This is a genomic window from Paludisphaera mucosa (assembly GCF_029589435.1).
Taxonomy (GTDB): domain Bacteria; phylum Planctomycetota; class Planctomycetia; order Isosphaerales; family Isosphaeraceae; genus Paludisphaera; species Paludisphaera mucosa.
Genome location: NZ_JARRAG010000002.1, coordinates 4,396,128 through 4,414,733, shown reverse-complemented (window position 1 = coordinate 4,414,733; position 18,606 = coordinate 4,396,128). Strand labels below are relative to the sequence as shown.

The following is an 18,606-nucleotide window of genomic DNA, read 5'->3' as shown; positions in this document are numbered from 1 at the left end:
ACGGCCGAAATCCAGGATAGCAGGCGGAGGCCGGGTCAGCGACGTCGGCTCGACATGGTCGTGGAATCGGGCGCGAACTCGGGAGTCCAGGGCCCCCAGTGCGCGCCACCCAGCGGGCCGCGCAGGAAGTCGACGAGCCCGTTCTCCTCGCCGACGTCCGTGTGTTGCGTTGTGGCGCAGCCTGCGAGGAACAGTATCGCGACGAGCAACCCGGCGAGACGTCTCATGCCCAGCCCTCCCCCGCGTCGGTCGGATCCCGAGGCCGAGCATAGAAACCCTTCCCCTCGCGTCAAGTTCGACCGGCGGCCGGCCGATTGTCCGGACCCCGCGGCCCGGGTAGCCTGGAGCCCGCTTCCCCCCCGGATCGTGCGGGCTGGTTCTCGGAGGTTTGTTCCATGCGTCGGTCCTGGCTCCTGGCGGCCCTCCTGGTCGCGTCGACGTCTCCCCTGCCCGCCCAGACCCTCCGCGCCGGGTTCGGCGAGGTGGACGTCACGCCGCCGGACGGGACGCCGCGGCAGGGGTGGAACACGAAGCTCACGGGCGAGGGGGCGCTCGACCCGATCTTCGCGCGGGCGGTCGTCTTCCAGCTCGATCGCGACGGCGTGGGCGACGAACGCCCGCTGGCGATCGTCCAGCTCGACGTGGCGCTCGTCGGCGAGAAGGATACGGCGGCGATCCGGGGGGCCGTCGAGACGCAGCATCGGATCCCGGGCTCGCGGGTGATGGTCGCGGCGACGCACAACCACGCCGGGCCGGCGATGATCGACGAGGCCCTGCCCCGCGACGAGAACTACATCGCCCGCATGGTCGCCGCCGCGGCCGAGGCCGTCGCCAGGGCGCTCGCCGACCGCGAGGACGCCGAGATCGCCGTCGGCAAGGCGGTCGAGTGGGACGTCGCCTACAACCGCCGCGTCGTCATGCGCGACGGGACCGCGCGCACCCACGGCTCGTTCCGCGACCCCGACGCCCTCGCCCACGAGAGCCCCATCGACCCCGAGGTCGGCGTCCTCGCGGTCCGCGGCCGCGCGGGGAAGATCAAGGGCGTCCTCGTGAACTTCGCCTGCCACCCGACCCACCACGGCGGCGAACGTTTCTTCAGCGCGGGATACCCCGGCGTGCTCGCCCGCGAACTCAGGACCCGCGGCTTCCCGATCACGCTCTTCCTCCAGGGGGCGGCCGGCGACGTCGCCTACGACGACCCCCGCGGCAGGCCCGACAAGACGATGGAGGAGATCGGCCGCATGCTCGCCGCCGACGTCGCCAGGGCCCTCGAATCGCCGAAGTGGACGACGCCCGCGACGCTCTCGGCCGCGACGACCCGGGTGGCGATCCCCTATCGCCGGGTCACCGACGACGACGTGAAGGGGACGGCCCGCGGCGCGCAGCGATTCGGCGAACCGGGCTACTACGACCGCAAGATCCCCGGCCTGCTCGCCATGATGAAGGCGAAAGGGAGCGTCGAGGCCGAGGTGCAGGTCTTCCGCGTCGGCGAAGCCGCGTTCGCCGCCCAGCCGAGCGAGTCGTTCACCCGCCACGGCCTGGCGATCAAGGAAGGGTCGCGGCCGGTGCGGACCTTCGTCGTCTGCTATGCGAACGGGATGCTCGGCTACCTCCCCCACGAAGAGGCCTTCGCGCGGGGCGGCTACGAGTGCACCTTCGGTCCCCCCAGCCTCATGGCCCCCGAGGCCGGCCGCCTGCTCGCCGAGGCCGCCGTCGCCCTGATCCGCGCCGCGACCGAGTGAGGCCCGGAGGCGGCCTCGGGCGGATGCGGAGTGGATAAATCGCGACGCCCCGACATGTCGGGCACCCCGCGACCTAGTCCTTCTCATGTGGCGACTTGCAAAAGCCGGCGGCGAAGGCGCCGCAACGCCCCGACGCGATCGGCCGGGTTCGATCGACGTTTCTGCACCCTCTCGATCGTCCCCGGCCCCGTCCGCGTCGCGCGGCCCGCCGCCCCGTGGATTCACCGATTAAGAAAGAAGGATTGGCTTGATGCGAATGGCTTCCCTGCGCATGCAACTTGGGATTGCGTCGGTGGTGCTGGGCCTCGGGACGGGGACGGCGTATGCGGATCTGGTCCTCAGCGTCGAGCCGCCCAAGGCGCAGCAGACGTCGGTCGCCGACGTGACGACCGAGGATTTCGACGGCTTCGAGACCGGCTGGCAGTCGTCGTTGACGACGGCCGTCGGCACGATCACCTCGGACAGCATGTTCGTGAGGACCGCCGACCAGTACGGCGGCGCCGGGGGCGTCGGCAAGTACCTGGCGGTCGCCGGGGACGCGCCCACCACCCTGACGTTCAACACGGCCCAGTCGTTCTTCGGCTTCTGGTGGTCGGCCGCCGACCCCACCAACGCATTCGCGATCTACTCGGGCTCGACCCTGCTCGCCAGCTTCAACCCGACGACGGCCCTGGGCGCGCTGGACTACCACTACAAGGGGAACCCGACCGATGACTTTTCGGGCCAGGATTACGGCGAGAAGTTCGCGTACCTGGATTTCACGGGGACCGATGGGACGACCTTCGACAGGATCGTCTTCATGAACCCCAACGGCGGCAGCCGGCTCGAGCTGGACAACTTCAGCATCCGCGCGGAGGCCCTCGAGACCCCTCCGGGGACCGGAATCGACGGCGTCGGCGTGGTCCCCGAACCGTCGTCGCTCGCGATGGCCGGGGCGTCCATGCTGGCCGCCTGCGGCTTCGCCGCCCGCCGGCGAGGCCGCCGCCCCGCCTGATCGGCCGACCGCCGATCGTCATGGTCTTCCAAACAGACCCACGAGCCGCCGCGACCGGACCGCCGCGAGGCCCGTCGCGGCGCCCCCGCGCGCCGGCCGACGGCCTCTCAGACGAACCGTTCGAGGTCCTCGTCCTTGGAGACGACCGTGACGCCCTCGGGGGTGATGGTGAAGCCGCGTTCGAGGTCGAGGCGGCGGTCCCAGCCGATCGTGAAGCCGGCGGGCACGCGGACGTGCTTGTCGACGATGGCGCGGCGGATCTTGGCGTGGCGGCCGACGTCGACGCCCTCGAAGAGGATCGAATCCTCGACCAGCGAATAGCTGTGGATCCGGACGCCGGGCGAGAGGATGCCGCGGTAGACCTGGCCCCCGGAGACGATCACCCCCTGGCAGACGATCGAGCTGTACGCCGAGCCCCGGCGGTCGGGGTCGGTGTGGACGAACTTGGGCGGCGGCGAGGCCGGCTGGTAGGTGTGGATCGGCCATTCGCGGTCGTACAGGTTGAGGATCGGGTCGACCGCGATCAGGTCCATGCTGGTCTGGAAGTAGGCGTCGAGCGTGCCGACGTCGCGCCAGTAGGCGGCGGTCTTGCGGTTCTCGTCGCGGAACGGGTAGGCGTACACGCGCATCCCCTTGGCGACCATGCGGGGGATGATGTCGCGGCCGAAGTCGTGGTCGCTGGCCTCCTTCCGGGCGGCGTCCTGGAAGAGCAGCTCGTACATGGCGTCGGTGTTGAAGACGTAGATGCCCATCGAGGCCAGCGCCTGGTCGGGGTGGCCGGGCATGGGCGGCGGGTCCTTCGGCTTCTCGACGAAGCGGGTGATCCGGCCCTCGGCGTCGGTCCCCATCACGCCGAAGTCGCGCGCCGCCTCCAGCGACGAGGGCTGGCAGGCGACTGTCAGGTCGGCGCGCTGCTGGCGGTGGAAGTCGATCATCCGGGCGTAGTTCATCTTATAGATGTGGTCGCCGGCCAGGATGATGGTGTCGCGGGGCGCGGCCTTCTCGATCGTGTAGACGTTCTGATAGATCGCGTCGGCCGTCCCCTGGTACCAGGTCTCGGCGATCCGCTGCTGGGGCGGGATGACCTCGATGTACTCGTCCAGCTCGCGGCAGAGGAAGTTCCAGCCCTGGTCGATGTGGCGGTTGAGGCTGGTGGCCTTGTACTGCGTGAGGACCAGGATGCGCCGGATGTCGGAATTGATGCAGTTGGAGAGCGTGAAGTCGATGATCCGGTAGATGCCCCCGAAGGGGACGGCCGGCTTGGCGCGGTCCCGCGTCAGGGGATCCAGCCGCGATCCCCGCCCGCCCGCCAGCACGATCGCCAGTACGTCGCGATACACCGTCCCCCTCCGTTCGTCGCCGTCCCGTCCGTCGGTTCGCGGCCCTTCGCCTTGTACGGCGTCCTCCATCTTAACTCGCGCCGCAGGCCGCCCCAACCTACCGCCGCGCCCGGCGCTGCGGAACCGGCGCGTCATCCGTTAAGCTATCGTCCGAGCCGCGGCCGCCGTCCCTCCCCCAAGGCTCGCGGGATCCACCCGGAATCTTCGCGGGCCGTTCGTATCCTGGGGTGCGGACGACGCGACGTCGGCCCGCCGCGGGCCCCCCGGAATTCGTTGATTCGAAAGGCGCGACGCTTGATGACCCGACACGCATCCCGACCCGTTCGCGCGACCGTCGCCTCGCTGGCGGCGGCGCTGCTCGCCTGGGGATCCGCCTGCACGGCCCGGGCCGAAGACCTCTTGAAGGAGCTGCAGACGGAATATTCGACCCACGCCGGCGAGAAACGCGACCGCGTGTATCATTTCGGCTCGCAGGGGCCGGGCGACGTCTTCTCGAACCACGGCAGCCACTCCAACCGCCAGATCCCGGTCTACGCCTGGGGGGCCAAGGCCGACCTCGGCCTCATCATGGGGCCGGCCAGCAGCTATCGCGACGCCGAGAAGCTGCGCGCGATCTACGGCTACGTCCCCGAGAACACCGTCAACCCCGAGGCCGACTACGCCGACCAGAGCGACATCCGCAAGGTCCTCGAATCGGCCGCGGCCAGGGGGGGCAAGCATATCTTCATCGTCTGGTTCGACGGCATGGACTGGGTGACCACCCAGGCCGCCGCCGTCGCCAAGTCCAAGAAGGTCTACACCGAGGGCAAGGGCGCGGGCCTGATCTTCCAGGACTACGCCGGCGCGGGCTCGAACCCGCAATACGGCTACGTCGTCACCAGCCCGACCCACGACGACAGCGACCTCGACGTCGACGCGCAGACCGTCTCCATCCCCAAGACCAGCATGAAGGGGGGCTACGACGCCCAGATCGCCGGCCCGAACCCCTGGACCCTCGGCCCGCTCGGACCCCAGGCGCCCGGCTATTTCAAGGGCCAGTCGGCGAACGACAAGGATAAGGAGGGGGTGAAGGCCGTCGGCCGGCTGCTGCACTCGTACACGGACTCCTCCCAGAGCGCCGCGGAGATCGTCAGCGGGGTCAAGTCGTACAACAACAGCCTCAACGTCACCGACGACGGCCGCGTCGTGACGACCCTCTTCCACGACCTCCAGGCCAAGGGCTGGAAGACCGGCGTCGTCACCAGCGTGCCCTTCCCGCACGCGTCGCCCGCCGGCATGTACGCCCAGAACGTCTATCGCGACGACTACCAGGACATCGCCCGCTCCATGCTCGGCATCCCGGGCGCCATCCAGGAGGCCCGCAAGGTCCCGCTCCACCCGGGGCTCGACGTCGTCGTGGGCACCGGCTACGGGATCATGATGGAGGAGAAGCACTTCAAGGCGCAGGGCAAGAACTCCGTCGACGGCCACCTGTTCCTCGCCGACGCCGACCGCGCCGCGATCGACGTCAAGAACGGCGGAAAGTACACCGTCGTCGAGACGAAGCTGGGCAGCAACGGCGGCGAGGCCCTCGCCCGCGCCGCCGAGGAGGCCACCAGGACCGGCTCGCGCCTCCTCGGCCTCTTCGGCGACAAGGGGCTGGACCACCTCCCCTTCCGCACCGCCGACGGCAACTACGACCCGCCTCCCAACCCCGCGAAGCTCGGCAAGGAGCCGGTCGCCGAGGTCTACTCCAAGGAGGAACTCGACGCCCAGCCGACCCTCGCCCAGATGACCGACGCCGCGCTCGCCGTCGTGGCCCGGCCCGATCAGCGGTTCATCCTCTTCGTCGAGGCGGGCGACGTCGACTTCGCGCTCCACGCCAACAACCTGGACAACGCCGTCGGAGCCGTCTACAGCGGCGAGGACGCCATCAAGCGGATCATCCGCTGGGTCGAGACCCGGAGCAACTGGGAAGACTCCGTCCTCGTCGTCTCGTCCGACCACGGCCATTACCTGGTGCTCGACCACCCCGAAGGATTGCTCGCGCCCGCCAGGTGAGCAGGCCGCCGCCCGACGCGTCATCGACGGCCGCCGCGCCCCGCCCGGCGGCCGTCCCTTTGCGCCCCGGCGGACGGCCCCCCGACGATCCTCGCCGACTCCCCGACGCGGCCTGCGCAATATGGCCTTTTGTTCATTATCTCCGCTCGGTCGTTGCGGGCCCGCGACGCAATCCATTGGTCGGATCGCGAACCCCTGAAATCCCCCAATCGTTCCGACTCATGAGTGGCCGAATCAATGTGGCCGAATCAATATTGTCGGATTCTGCGTCGCGCATCGTAGAGGCCGGAAGCGTGTCGAAAAATCATGAGTTGTGCGATTGCACGATGCGATTCGTCCCACCCTCTTCGGCGAGCGAGAGGGAGGCCTGAGGCGGCGGGATTCGAGATGGAGGAGATGGGCGGATGCGAAATCCGCCCGGAGGGGGGCGACGGATCGGCGGCTCAGGAGAGCAGTTCGGCGAGCTTCTTGACGTTCTCGACGCCGACCTTGGCGACGAGCGGCTTGAGGGCCCGCAGCGCGTCGATGAGGTCGCCCTCGCCCGTGGGCGTGAGCCTGGCCGGGGGGGCGAGGTAGCCTTCGACCGCGCCCTTGGGGCGGCGTCCCCGGCGGGGGGCCTCGCCGGCCTTGCGCTTGGTCTGCGACTTGTAGGCGGAGATCTGCTGCCTGGGGATCTCCTTGCCGTACTGGGTCCGGACGAAATCGTCGATCTCGTCGATCTTCTCGTGGCCTTCGGACAGCGCGTTGCGGACGGCCTGCGCGTTGGAGAGGCCGTCGCTCTCGGCCGCGATCTCCTCGATCGGATCGGGCTCGATCACGGCCGTCTTGCTCTTACGACTCATAGAAAATCCTCCGGTAAGATCCGCAAGGCGCAGCAGGATCGTCATCCGGCCCGATCGGGCCGACGATGTCCTGGAATGACGACCCGAAGGGATGCCTCGGCTTGGGACTTACGATATTTCCTACGCTATCCGCGGATGGTGGCGAATTCAATATAGCTTCTTGCGCGAATATCGACGAACGGCCCCCGCAAGTCGCACAGCCCGACCTGCACCTGCGCAAGCGGACGATAGCCGCAATGCTCTCATCCCCGGCCTGGACTCCCGGGGCCGAGAGCCGCGAAGACATTCAAGGATGATGCTGCTTGTCAGCGATTGGTCCCTGTTCGGCGGTAGCCTCGCGCGCGGCCCACGCCGGCCGAGGCGCGTCGGGTCGGTGAAGGCGTCGGGGGGACCCGGCCGCGCCCGCGAAGGCGCGCGGCCGGAGGTCCTCATCGCTCATGGGCCTCGCGCCGCGCAACGACCTTGGCGGGATCGAGAGGTTCTCGATGGGCCGTAGGGATGGGGCGTCCCCGTACATGATCGCGGAGACGCCCCTCCTCCGCCGTCAGCCTTCGAGGCGCTGGGAATCGATGGGGTCGATCATCTCGAACAGGCCGGAGGGGCCTCGGCGCCAGACTCCGAAGGGGCCGAAGTCGATGTAGATGAATCCGTCGCGGGCGACGTCGAACCCGTCGGGGTTCGCTCGATTGATCTGGCTGAAGCCGCCGGCCTTCCAGCTCCACAACCCGTAGGCGCCGAAGTCGATGTACAGCGAGCCGTCCGGCGCGGCGGCGAGGGCCTCGGGATCGGCGGCGTTGAGCTGGACGAATCCGTTGCTCCAGCGCCAGAGGCCGTAGGGGCCGAAGTCGACGAAGACGGACCCGTCGGCCGCGGCGACCAGGGCCTCGGGGTTGGCCGGGTTGACCTGCGCGATCCCGGCGGCGTCGCGCCGCCAGAATCCGTACGGGCCGAAGTCGACGTAAAGGATCCCGTTCGGGGCGACGGCCAGGTTCTCGGGATCGGCGGCGTTGATCTGGACGATGCCTTGCGCGTCCCGCCGCCAGAGGCCGTAAGGCCCGAAGTCCACGTACAACGTGCCGTCGGCCGAGGCGGCGAAGCCCTCGGGGTTGGCGACGTTGAGCTGCGCGAGGCCGGCCGCGTCGCGGCGCCAGAGGCCGTAGGGCCCGTAGTCGACGTAAAGCGAGCCGTCGGGGGCCGCGGACAGGCCCTCGGGGTCGGCGGAGTTGATCTGCACGAGATCGGCGCCGGTCCGGGTCCAGAGGCCTCGGAGACCGAAGTCGACGTACAGGGTCCCGTCGGCCGCGACGGCCAGGCCTTCGGGATCCCAGGCGCTCAACTGCTGCGAGCCGACCCCCTGGATCCAGGCCCATAGGCCGTCCGCGCCGCGGTCCAGGTAGACGTTCGGGAGCGTCGGCCCGCCGGTCCCGTCCGGGTCGTCGACGATCGTCACGCGAAGCGCGAGCGTGTCGCCGAACGCGACGCCGATCGGGTCGCTGAGCGTGACGAGGAACGTCTCGTCGCCTTCGACCTCGCGGTCGCGCAGGATCGGGATGGTGATGCTGGCGGTGGACTGCCCGGCGGCGAACGTCGCCACGCCCGAGGAGGCCGTGTAGTCGAGCCCGCCCGAGGCCGACTCGGAGAGCGTGGCGTAGCGGACGCTCGCGGCCGCCGCGGCCGAGCCGTCGCGCGCCACCGTGAGCGTCGCCAGGCCGCTCGACTCGCCGACCCGGATCGCGGAGGTCGTGAAGCCGATCGTCGAGACGTCGGCGAACGCCTGGGCGTAGATCTCGCCGTTGTACGGCGGGTTGGCCTGGTCCCCCCACGCGATGACGAAGGACGACCCTCCGGTGGGGGCGATCCGGACGTTGCCGAGGTAATAAGCCGTCACCGAAGGCATAGAGATCCGCGGCGTCAGGGGGTCTCCCTCCGGGTTGAAGACCCGGAAATCGCTGGTGTCGGCCTCGAACGCGGTCTCCTGGACGGCCGCCGCCAGGATGTTGCCGTCGCTCAACTGCTTGAGGGTGACGGTGTCGCCGTGTCCGTAGCTGGCCGAGGATGTCGGCGAGAACGTGATCAGCCGGTCCTGGGGCGTCGCCGACGCGTCGAACCGCCGGCCGACGAACGCGGATCCGCCGGGGCTGTAGGCGTACCAGGCCGCCAGGAACCCGCCGTCGGCGAGCCCCGTGACGGCCGGCTTGAGGTTTTGCGCCACCTGATAGTCCGTCTCCGCCTCCTTCGAGACGACCAGCACGTCGGGGCCGACCGCCTGGCCGTTCGCGTCGATCCGCCGCGCCCAGACGCGGCCGTCGTAGCGGGTGCCGACGTCGGGTATGCTCTGGGTCCGGATCTCCAACCACGTCACGACCAGGTTGTTCCCCGCCATCGCCGAGGGGAGCTCGCCGGAAAAGGTCTGGAAGCTCCATCCCGGGCGATCCAGGGGCAGGGTGGAGCTGGCCGCCAACTCGCCTGCCGCGGTATAGCGGCGGTAGGCGGCCGTTCCCCACGCGCCGACGTCGTTCCCCAGCACGATGAAGCCGCCGTCGGGCAGCACCCGGAGGCTGAAGTAATTGATGATGCCCGCCGTGCCCGGCAGCAGCGTGTTCTCGCCGAGCTTCCGGCCCTGCGGATCGAAACGCTGGACGAAGAACGAGGTGCCGCCCTGGTCGTCCTGCCAGAGCACGAGGACGTTCCCCTGCGCGTCCGACCCGACCGTGGCGGCCCCCTGGTTCCCGACCGTGTTCGCATTGACGCGGAACTGCGAGCCGAGCGGGCGCCCCGTGGCGTCGATCCGCCGGGCGTAGACGCCGTTGCCGTCGCCGTCCAGGCCGAAGTCCGTCCAGACGATCGTCGTCACGCCGTCGGGCCCGGTCGTGGTCTGGGCGCCGTACTGGCCCCCCTCCGCCACCTGGTTCACCTGATAGGCGGCGACCGTCGGCGCGTACGACAGCAGTTGACGCCGCTCAAGGCCGAACTCGCCGAAGGCGAATCGCCTCGAACGCCTCGGCCCTCGTCCTCCCCGGATCCCGCGCATCGGCCATCTCCCTCGCTTCGGTGCATCGAACGGCGATGTCAAATGATCGAATTCATTCGACGATTTTTCCGCATTCTCGACGAATGAGTACGCAAATGAAAGATTGCATGTTACAAATGATCGAAAATTCAGGGCGCGTCGAGCCGCGCGATCAGGTCCCGGACCTGGGCGGGACGTCCGGCGACCGATCCGGCGAGGAGGTGGGCGGACGCGGCCCCGACCAGGGCCCGGCGTGGAGCCGGAGGTCGACGAGGACGGGCTGGCGGCCGGAGGCGGTCGCGGCCGCATCGACCCCGCCCGAGCCCGCGACGAGGCCCGGGGGGGATGGTTCGGATGTCGAGTCGGAGCCCTGGCTGCGCTGGATGTTGATCGCCGCCCCCGCGATCGTCGCTGGCGCCGGGGCGGGTGGGCGCGATCGCGGCCGGTCGACTCTCAACGGCCTTTCCGTGCCTCGGCCAGGTCCTTGCGGAGCCGGTCGAGCGCGTCGGGGTGGTCGTCGGCGACGTTGCGCGTCTCGCCCGGGTCGGCGTCGAGGTCGTAGAGCTGGGGCTTGTCGTCGTTGCCCAGCTCGGTGTTGGTCGCGGGGTTGGTCTTGCGGCCGTCGGTCGCGGGGATGAACTTCCATTTACCCCGCCGCACCGCCAGGCCGCCGGCGTGCTCGATCAGGACCTCGCGGCCCTTCGGGTCCTCGCCCAGCAGGGCGCGAAGCTGGTCCTGCGCGTCGGGAGCGGTCGCTCTCGGGGCGGTGCGGCCGACGAGCGCGGCGAAGGTGGCGAGGAAGTCGACCTGGCCCACGAGCGCGGCCGACTCGCCGGGCTTCACCCGGGCGGGCCAGCGGACGACGAACGGGACCCGCGTCCCCGCCTCGAACTTGCTGTACTTGCCGCCCCGGAACGGCCCGGCCGGCTTGTGGCCGCCGAGTTTCTCCGCGGCCTCGTCGCGATAGCCGTCGTCGACGACCGGGCCGTTGTCGCTCGTGAGGACGACCAGGGTGTTCGCGGCCAGCCCGGCCTCGTCGAGCGCCTTGAGGACCTCGCCGACGGACCAGTCGAACTCGACGATCGCGTCGCCGCGCGGGCCCATGCCGGACCGGCCCAGGAAGCGGGGGTGCGGCAGCCGGGGGACGTGGACGTCGTGGGTCGCGAAGTAGAGGAAGAACGGCCGTTCCTTGTTCCGCCCGATGAATCCCACGGCCTCGCTCGTGAACGTCTCGGCCATCGTCTCGTCGCGCCACCTGGCCTTCGCGCCCCCCTTCATGTGGCCGATCCGGCTGACGCCGTCGACGACGGCCATGTCGTGGCCGTGGCTGGGACGGAGCCGGAGCAGCTCGGGGTTCGCCTTGCCGGTGGGCTCGCCCGCGATCGGCGCGTCGTACCGGACGACGATCGGGTCGGCCGGGTCGCGGCCCACGACCTCGTGATCCTTCACGTAGACGCAGGGGACGCGGTCGCCGGTCGCGGCCATGATGAAGCACTCGTCGAACCCGACCTCCAGCGGCCCGGGCTTGATCGGCCCGTTCCAGTCGAGCTTGTCGTCCCCCAGCCCGAGATGCCACTTGCCGACCGCCGCCGTGCGATAGCCGGCGTCTCGCAAGACGCTCGCCAGGGTGGCCCGGCCGGGCTCGATGATGAGCCGCGCGTCGCCGGGGAGGACGCCCGTCCCCTGCCGCCGCCAGGGATACTCGCCGGTCAGGATCGCATACCGCGACGGCGTGCAGGTCGCCGACGACGCGTGAGCGTCCGTAAATTTGATCCCCTCCTTCGCGAGCCGGTCGACGTTCGGCGTCAGCCCGGTCTTCGCGCCATAGCAGCTCACGTCGCCGTAGCCCAGATCGTCGGCATAGATCACCACCACGTTCGGCGGCGCGGCGGGGGCCGGAGAGGCGAGGAGGACCACCAGCGACGTCAGCGCCAACGCCCATCGGGACATGCTTCGGGGCTCCATCGTTCGCTCAAGGGGACAGGGATTTCTTGACGTCCAGCAGCAGGCGGGGCCGGCCGGTGTAGATGCGGTCGACGCCCATGCCCAGCAGCTTGCGCATGAGGTCGGCCTCCTGGACGGTCCAGGCCCCGGCGGAGAGGCCGGCGGCGTGGATCCTGGCGACCTTCCCGGTCGTGAGCCCGGCGTGGTTCACGACGAGCGCCTCGAAGCCCCGCTCGCGGGCGATGCGGAGGTCGGCGTCGACGTCCCAGCCGGCCGGGCGGTCCCAGAAGACGGGGATCCCCGGCGCGAGCCGCTTCACCTCCGACATGTAGCCCAGGTCGCCGTCATTGAAGCCGACCCACGCCTCGGCGCCGAGGGCCTTCACGAGCGCGACGGCCTCGCGGACGCAGTCCATCTTGGGCTGGATCGAGACCCGCGCCCGGCGCTGGGCCATGGCCAGCCGCAGCACGTCTTCGAGCCGGGGCGTCGCCAACGGCGGGAGCTGGGCGAGCGTCAGCCCCTCGCGGCGGCGGAACTCGGTCGCCACGTCGACCGTCTTCAATTGATCATAGGTCGACTCGACGACCACGAGGTCGCGGTCCCCGACCCGGCCCGTGGTCTCGTCGTGGGTGACGACGAGCTGGCCGTCCTTCGTGCGGAAGATGTCCAGCTCGACCCAGTCGGCCCCCGATTCCAGGCCGCTGGCGAGCGCGGGCATGGTGTTCTCGGGGTGCTCGCTCGAATTCCCCCGGTGGGCGGTGACGCCGTTTTCGAGGAACTGCTGCGGCCCGTCCTCCGCTCGCGGGGACGTCGCGAGGCCGAGGGCCAGGAGCAGGCGGCACAGAGAGCTTCGGGGCATGGTCGAGGTCTCGCCTCGTCGGGGAGGTCTTTCGCGACGGAGGTCCAGTATCGGCGAATGCGGACGGCTTGGGTAGCCTCGGGCGCGGCCCCTCGGCCCTGGTGTCGAGGCCGGCCGACGCGTAAGATCCCAGCCGGGATTTCGCGTCGCCTCGGATCGTCGGGGGCCCAGGGTGAGGAGCGCGGGGTGGAGAACTGGCTGAAGCGCGGGGCCGATCAGGCGGAGACGGCCGAGGCGGACGCGAAGGTCCGCGAGACGGTCGAGCGCATCCTGGCCGACGTCGCCCGTCGCGGCGACGAGGCGGTGCGCGAGCTTTCCGTCCGCTTCGACGGCTGGGACCGCGACGACTACCGGCTGTCGCCGGCCGAGGTCGAGGGCTGCCTCGCCCAGCTCAGCCGGCGCGACGTCGCCGACGTCCGGTTCGCGCAGGAGCAGGTGCGGAACTTCGCCCGGCATCAGCGCGAGGCCCTCCGCGACGTGGAGGTCGAGACGCTGCCCGGGGTCGTGCTGGGCCACAAGAACATCCCGGTCGGCTCGGCCGGCTGCTACGTCCCGGGCGGGAAGTACCCGCTGCTGGCCTCGGCGCACATGTCGGTCGTCACGGCCAAGGTCGCGGGCGTGCCCCGGGTCGTCACCTGCGCCCCGCCGTATCAGGGCCGGCCCGCCGCCGCGATCGTCGCGGCGCAGCACCTGGCGGGGGCCGACGAGATCTACTGCCTGGGGGGCGTCCAGGCGGTCGCCGCGATGGCTTTGGGGACGCGATCGATCGCCGCGGTCGACCTGCTGATCGGCCCCGGGAACGCCTACGTGGCCGAGGCCAAGCGCCAGCTCTTCGGCCGCGTCGGCATCGACCTGTTCGCCGGCCCGACCGAGACCCTGGTCATCGCCGACGAGACGGTCGACGCCGAGCTGTGCGCCACCGACCTGCTGGGCCAGGCCGAGCACGGCCCCGACTCGCCGGCGATCCTGCTCACCACTTCCGAGAAGCTGGCGCGCGAGACGATCGCCGAGGTCGGGCGGCTGCTGACGATCCTCCCCACGGCGGCCGTCGCCCGCCAGGCGTGGGACCGCCACGGCGCGGTCTGCGTGGCGGCCGACGACGCCGAGATGGTGCGGGTCGCCGACCGGATCGCGTCCGAGCACGTCCAGGTCATGACCCGCGACCCCGACTACTTCCTGACCCACATGCGCAACTACGGGGCGCTCTTCCTGGGCCCGCGCACCAACGTCGCGTTCGGCGACAAGGTCATCGGGACCAATCACACCCTGCCCACGAGGAAGGCCGCCCGCTACACCGGCGGGCTCTGGGTCGGCAAGTTCCTGAAGACGTGCACGTATCAGAAAGTCCTGACCGACGAGGCCGCGGCGCTCGTCGGCGGCTATTGCTCGCGTCTCTGCGCCCTCGAAGGCTTCGTGGGCCACGCCGAGCAGGCCAACATCCGGGTGCGACGATACGGGGGCGTCGACGTCCCCTACGGTGGGGTCGTCGCCGGGGACGAGCCCGGGCCCGGTTGATCTTTCGCCCGCCGCACTCGAAACGAAACAGGAGCCGACGTCATGGCCGGAACCGGTCCTCGCCTCGAAACGCTGTCCTTCAAGCCCAACGGCATGGTCCCCAACAGCCGCTTCCCCGTGCTGATCCACCGGGGCGTCGTGACGGCGGCGGCCGGCGAGGACCTCGCCGACGCCATCGAGGCCACCTTCCGGCGCAACGACTGGCTCAACAACTGGCGCGAGCTGGGCGTCTACGACTACTACCACTTCCACTCGACGAGCCACGAGGCGCTCGGCATGGCGCGCGGCAGCATCACCCTGCAACTCGGCGGCGAGGGCGGGACGATCGTGAAGCTGACGCCCGGCGACGTCGTCGTCCTGCCGGCCGGGACGTCGCACACCCGCCTGGACAACTCGGCCGACTCGCACATGGTCGGCGGCTATCCCGAGGGCCGCGACTGGGACCTGATCCGCGACGAGCTGGTGACCGAGGCCGAGTCCCGCGCCGCCGTCAAGCTCATCGGCAGCCTCCCCATCCCGGCCCGCGACCCCGCCACCGGCGAGATCATGACCCTTTGGCGCGACGCGCCCCGGACCTACGGCATCCAGTTCTGACGTGCGAAGCTCGATCGCGAACCGCCCCACGCCTGTTGAAGGGCTGAAGATCCGCCCGCCGTCCGGATCGACCTCCGGGACCGATTGGCTCAACTGGCCCACGTCGGCGGTTCTCATTCGCGTGACGCAGCCTCGCCTGGACTGGTGGGCGAGCTTCTCGGTTCAGGGCTCGTAGGGTCGTAGGGAAGTCGGCAGGCGTGGATTCGCCGGACGCCTCACCAGCTTACCCTCGAAAAGGGCGTGGACGATCGCATTCAGCGCGTGCGTCGTAGGCGGATTTTCGGGATCCCCCTTGGACCACTCGTTTGCAAATGAACGGAGCCCGACCGCCAGGTCGTCGACCAGCCGTTCGACGACTTCCGCAGGGACCTGGGGGTTCAGCCGCCGGGCTTCCGAGTTTGCGGTGGAGACGAGCGCGCGCCAATCCGCAAGGACCCTCACTTCGGCCTTGAGCTGGCGTGGGACGGGCGAGACGCGCCAAGGGCTGGAGAAGATCCGGAACAGGACGGCGAGGGTCGAATCGACGTCCTGGGCGTCCGCCGCTCGCACCGACCACGAGTCGGCGGCGGACCTCACGATCCCGAGCGCGATCCGGAACTTGACGTCCCAGACGCGGTCACGAGTCATATATCGAGCCCCAGGCGACTTGCGTGACGACTTCGCCTCCCCAATCGTCGTGGGGACCCAGCGTGCCTTTCATGTAGACTCGAGGGAAGGCCGGCGGGTTCACGGCGATCCGCTCGTCCGAAGTCTTCTATCGGCGGCGAACCCCTCCTCAATCCTGGGCCCCCAGCTTCTCGAACGCGACGTTCTGGATCGGGTAGCGCCGCCAGTCCCTGTAGTCGTAATGCCACCATTCCTCGGGGAGGTGCAGGAAGCCCTCGGCCTCCAGCGCCTGGCGCAGGATGGCGCGGTTGGCGGCCTGGGTGGGGGTGGCGTCGGGGGAGTCGGAGTAGGCGCGTGCGGAGAAGTCGTCGTAGCCGGTGGGCATGTCGAGGGGGGCGGACGACTTGAGGTCGTAGAGCGTCAGGTCGACGGCGCAGCCTCGGTTGTGCCGCGATCCCCCGGCGGGGTCGGCGACGAACGCGTGGTACTTCTCGGGCGTGGCCACCCGAAAGAGCTTGGTGACGTGCCAGGGTCGGTAGCCGTCGTAGATCAGGAGGCCGAAGCCCCGCTCGGCGAGCCTCGCCTGGGCCCGAGCCAGGGCCTCGGCCGCCGGCCGTTGCAGGAAAGCCCGCGAGGTCGTGTAGACCGGGACGCCCAGGAAGTTGTCGGCCGTGGCGTAGCGGATCTCCAGCCTGATCCGCGGGTCGAGCGTCGCCAGGTCGACGAGGTCGGGCCTCTCGAACTCGCCCGTCTCCCGAGGCGGCTCGGCGGCGAGGGCCTCGGCGCGGATCTCGGCGATGGGCCGCGTGGGCTCGATGTGGAACGACTGATGGGGCTCGTCGACCTCGGCCTTCGCGGGCGCTTCCGCATCGGCGGCGACCGTCGCCGGGGGGGCCGGCTCCTGGCGGGCGCAACCGACCGCGAGGCCGCCCGACAGCAGCAGGACGGCCCGGGCGATCCGACGGCCCGCGTCGCGTTCGCTGGAATTCATCGCCACGTTCCCTCGCCCCACTTCGGTAATCCCCCTCGTCCGAGCCGCGACGGATGCTGAGGTTATGGTACCATCCCCGGGGGGCGGTTTCATGGCGTTGAAACCCGTCCGGGCTCGCGCAAGTATCCCCTTGTGGTCCTCGCCGACGGCGGCGGGGCGGGCGTCGGTCCAGCGAAGGGAGCGTCGGCACGTGAAGATCGGGTTGAAATGGGCGGGCCTGACGGCCTTGATGGTCCTCTGCGTCACGTTCGTGCTGGCCCGCCAGGAACCGACGCCGCCGGAGTCGATCGTCTTCGAGAAGGACGTCGTGTACAGGGAGGTCGACGGCGAGACGCTGCACGTCGACTTCGCGCGTCCGAAGGCCGGCGAGGGGCCGTTCCCGGTCGTCGTCTTCATCCACGGCGGCGGCTGGCGCGCGGGCGACAAGCGCGACTTCCGCGACGGCCTCTTCGGCGTCGCCCAGCAGGGCTGCGCGGGGGTCTCCGTGCAGTACCGGTTCGCCCCCAAGCACCCGTTCCCGGCGCAGCTCGACGACGTCAAGGCGGCCGTCCGGTTCGTCCGCGAGCACGCCAAGGAGTGGAAGCTCGACCCCGATCGGATCGCCGTGATGGGCGGCTCGGCCGGCGCGCACCTGGCCCTCTTGCTGGCGACGACCGCCGACGAGGACCCGAAGGACGCGAAGACGTCGAGCGCCGTCAAGGCCGCCGTCTCGCTCGCCGGGCCGACCGACCTCACCCGGCCCTACCCCGACGCCTCGCGTGCCATGGTCGAGGACCTGCTGGGCCAGGCGCGCAAGGCCGACCGCGCGGCGCAGGACGCGGCCAGCCCGCTCCACCACCTCAACGCCGGCGACGCCCCGGTGCTGCTGATCCACGGCACGAAGGACCAGCTCGTCCCCTACGATCAGGCGACGGCGTTCGAAGAGGCCTGCAAGAAGGTGGGCGTCGAGGCCGAGCTGTTCACGATCGTCGGCGGCGACCACGGCGGCGGCGGCGACAGGCCCGAGGAGTGGAAGACCGCCGTGGTGAAGTCGGTCGTCTTCCTCCGCAAGCACCTGGGCATGCCCCCCCTGCCGGGGACCGAGGCGGCCCCGAAGCCCTGACGCGGCGGCTGGCGGCCCGGGATTCGCGGGGTATGATGGGGGCCGGCCGTCGACCCGGGACAGAGAGGTCCCGACGGCCCGCCAACCCGGAGAGACGAACCGTCATGTCCACCCGCTTCCGCTGGCTCGGCCATTCCGCGCTGCTGTTCGAGAACGACGGCAAGCACGTGCTGATCGACCCATTCCTGACCGGCAACCCCAAGGCCGCCATCCAGCCCGACGACGCGCAGGCCGACCTGATCCTGATCTCGCACGGCCACGGCGACCACGTCGGCGACGCGGTGGCGATCGCCAAACGGACCAAGGCGACGGTCGCCAGCAACTACGAGATCGGCGAGTGGCTCAAGCAGCCCGAGCAAGGGCTTCTGAAAGTCGAGGGCCTCCAGCACGGCGGCGGGTTCACGTTCGACGACTGGGTCCGCGTCAAGTTCACGCTCGCCTTCCACGGCTCGGCGCTCCCCGACGGCTCGAACGGCGGCAACCCCTGCGGCTTCATCCTGACCTTCCCCGACGGGACCAAGGTCTACGACGCCGCCGACACCGCCCTCTTCGGCGACATGGCCCTCATCGGCGAGGAGGGCCTCGACCTCGCGCTGCTCCCCATCGGCGACTACTACACGATGGGCGTCGACGACTCGATCCGGGCCGTCAAGCTGCTCAAGCCGAAGTACGTGATCCCCATCCACTACGGGACCTTCCCGGGCATCGCCCAGGACGCCCGCGCCTGGGCCGAGCGCGTCAAGAAGGAGACCTCCGCCCAGCCCGTCGTGATGGAGCCGGGAGACTGGTTCGACATCCCGAAGTGAGGCCGGCCGGCACCGGATCTCGACGGCCTTCTCCCCTCGTGGGAGAAGGTGGCCCGCAGGGCCGGATGAGGGGGACCCCATAGTCGGGGCCTCGGACTTCAAGGCGGGCGCGGCGTCGTGAAATGCGAGAGGCCGGCGTCGGTTGACGAGCCCCTCATCCGGTCTCCGGCCACCTTCGCCCACGGAGTTGTTTTTTCCAGGAGATCACAGAGGCCTGGCTA

Annotated in this window: 15 protein-coding genes; 7 read left to right on the top strand and 8 right to left on the bottom strand. The window is 70.1% G+C overall.

The window, feature by feature from the left end:
* Positions 1–35: 35 nt before the first annotated feature.
* Positions 36–227: a hypothetical protein gene (locus PZE19_RS27005; protein ID WP_277863708.1), complete on the bottom strand. Its 192-nt coding sequence runs from the start codon at positions 225–227 to the stop codon at positions 36–38.
* A 168-nt stretch (positions 228–395) separates the two neighbouring features.
* On the opposite strand from PZE19_RS27005, the gene PZE19_RS27000 reads away from it, so the two are divergent.
* Entirely contained in the window at positions 396–1,742 is a 1,347-nt protein-coding gene (locus PZE19_RS27000) for a hypothetical protein (RefSeq protein ID WP_277863707.1), read from the top strand.
* Between the two features lie 250 nt (positions 1,743–1,992).
* The gene (locus tag PZE19_RS26995; protein WP_277863706.1) at positions 1,993–2,736 is read left to right on the top strand and encodes an Npun_F0296 family exosortase-dependent surface protein; all 744 of its coding nucleotides are present in this window, start codon (positions 1,993–1,995) and stop codon (positions 2,734–2,736) included.
* 107 nt (positions 2,737–2,843) lie between these two features.
* On the opposite strand, the gene glgC is transcribed toward PZE19_RS26995, so the two are convergent.
* Positions 2,844–4,076 (bottom strand): glucose-1-phosphate adenylyltransferase, encoded by a 1,233-nt coding sequence (glgC, locus tag PZE19_RS26990; RefSeq protein ID WP_277863705.1) that lies wholly within the window; start codon positions 4,074–4,076, stop codon positions 2,844–2,846.
* Positions 4,077–4,373: 297 nt separating this feature from the next.
* Here glgC and PZE19_RS26985 point away from each other — a divergent pair, with 297 nt between their 5' ends.
* Positions 4,374–6,116, top strand: a complete 1,743-nt coding sequence (locus PZE19_RS26985) for an alkaline phosphatase (RefSeq protein WP_277863704.1) — start codon at positions 4,374–4,376, stop codon at positions 6,114–6,116.
* Positions 6,117–6,559: 443 nt separating this feature from the next.
* On the opposite strand, the gene PZE19_RS26980 is transcribed toward PZE19_RS26985, so the two are convergent.
* From PZE19_RS26980 to PZE19_RS26965, 4 genes are all read right to left on the bottom strand, one after another.
* The gene (locus PZE19_RS26980) at positions 6,560–6,958 is read right to left on the bottom strand and encodes a hypothetical protein (RefSeq protein ID WP_277863703.1); all 399 of its coding nucleotides are present in this window, start codon (positions 6,956–6,958) and stop codon (positions 6,560–6,562) included.
* Positions 6,959–7,502: 544 nt separating this feature from the next.
* Complete coding sequence (locus PZE19_RS26975; RefSeq protein WP_277863702.1) at positions 7,503–9,989, bottom strand: Calx-beta domain-containing protein; 2,487 nt, start codon at positions 9,987–9,989, stop codon at positions 7,503–7,505.
* 432 nt (positions 9,990–10,421) lie between these two features.
* Complete coding sequence (locus PZE19_RS26970; protein WP_277863701.1) at positions 10,422–11,918, bottom strand: sulfatase family protein; 1,497 nt, start codon at positions 11,916–11,918, stop codon at positions 10,422–10,424.
* A 22-nt stretch (positions 11,919–11,940) separates the two neighbouring features.
* Positions 11,941–12,771 (bottom strand): glycerophosphodiester phosphodiesterase, encoded by an 831-nt coding sequence (locus PZE19_RS26965; protein WP_277863700.1) that lies wholly within the window; start codon positions 12,769–12,771, stop codon positions 11,941–11,943.
* Positions 12,772–12,957: 186 nt separating this feature from the next.
* Between PZE19_RS26965 and hisD the strand changes: the two genes are divergently transcribed.
* Positions 12,958–14,286: a histidinol dehydrogenase gene (hisD, locus tag PZE19_RS26960; protein ID WP_277863699.1), complete on the top strand. Its 1,329-nt coding sequence runs from the start codon at positions 12,958–12,960 to the stop codon at positions 14,284–14,286.
* A gap of 42 nt (positions 14,287–14,328) precedes the next feature.
* Positions 14,329–14,880 carry a hypothetical protein gene (locus PZE19_RS26955; RefSeq protein ID WP_277863698.1) on the top strand — a complete coding sequence of 184 codons (552 nt, stop codon included), beginning with the start codon at positions 14,329–14,331 and terminating at the stop codon, positions 14,878–14,880.
* A 162-nt stretch (positions 14,881–15,042) separates the two neighbouring features.
* On the opposite strand, the gene PZE19_RS26950 is transcribed toward PZE19_RS26955, so the two are convergent.
* Positions 15,043–15,507, bottom strand: coding sequence for a hypothetical protein (locus PZE19_RS26950; RefSeq protein ID WP_277863697.1), 465 nt, complete (start codon positions 15,505–15,507; stop codon positions 15,043–15,045).
* A gap of 148 nt (positions 15,508–15,655) precedes the next feature.
* Positions 15,656–16,477, bottom strand: a complete 822-nt coding sequence (locus PZE19_RS26945; RefSeq protein ID WP_277863696.1) for a M15 family metallopeptidase — start codon at positions 16,475–16,477, stop codon at positions 15,656–15,658.
* A 190-nt stretch (positions 16,478–16,667) separates the two neighbouring features.
* On the opposite strand from PZE19_RS26945, the gene PZE19_RS26940 reads away from it, so the two are divergent.
* Together PZE19_RS26940 and PZE19_RS26935 are read left to right on the top strand one after the other, a co-directional pair.
* Entirely contained in the window at positions 16,668–17,579 is a 912-nt protein-coding gene (locus tag PZE19_RS26940) for an alpha/beta hydrolase fold domain-containing protein (protein WP_277863695.1), read from the top strand.
* A 104-nt stretch (positions 17,580–17,683) separates the two neighbouring features.
* On the top strand, positions 17,684–18,385 hold the full coding sequence (locus PZE19_RS26935; RefSeq protein ID WP_277863694.1) for a metal-dependent hydrolase: 702 nt from the start codon (positions 17,684–17,686) through the stop codon (positions 18,383–18,385).
* Positions 18,386–18,606: the final 221 nt, after the last annotated feature.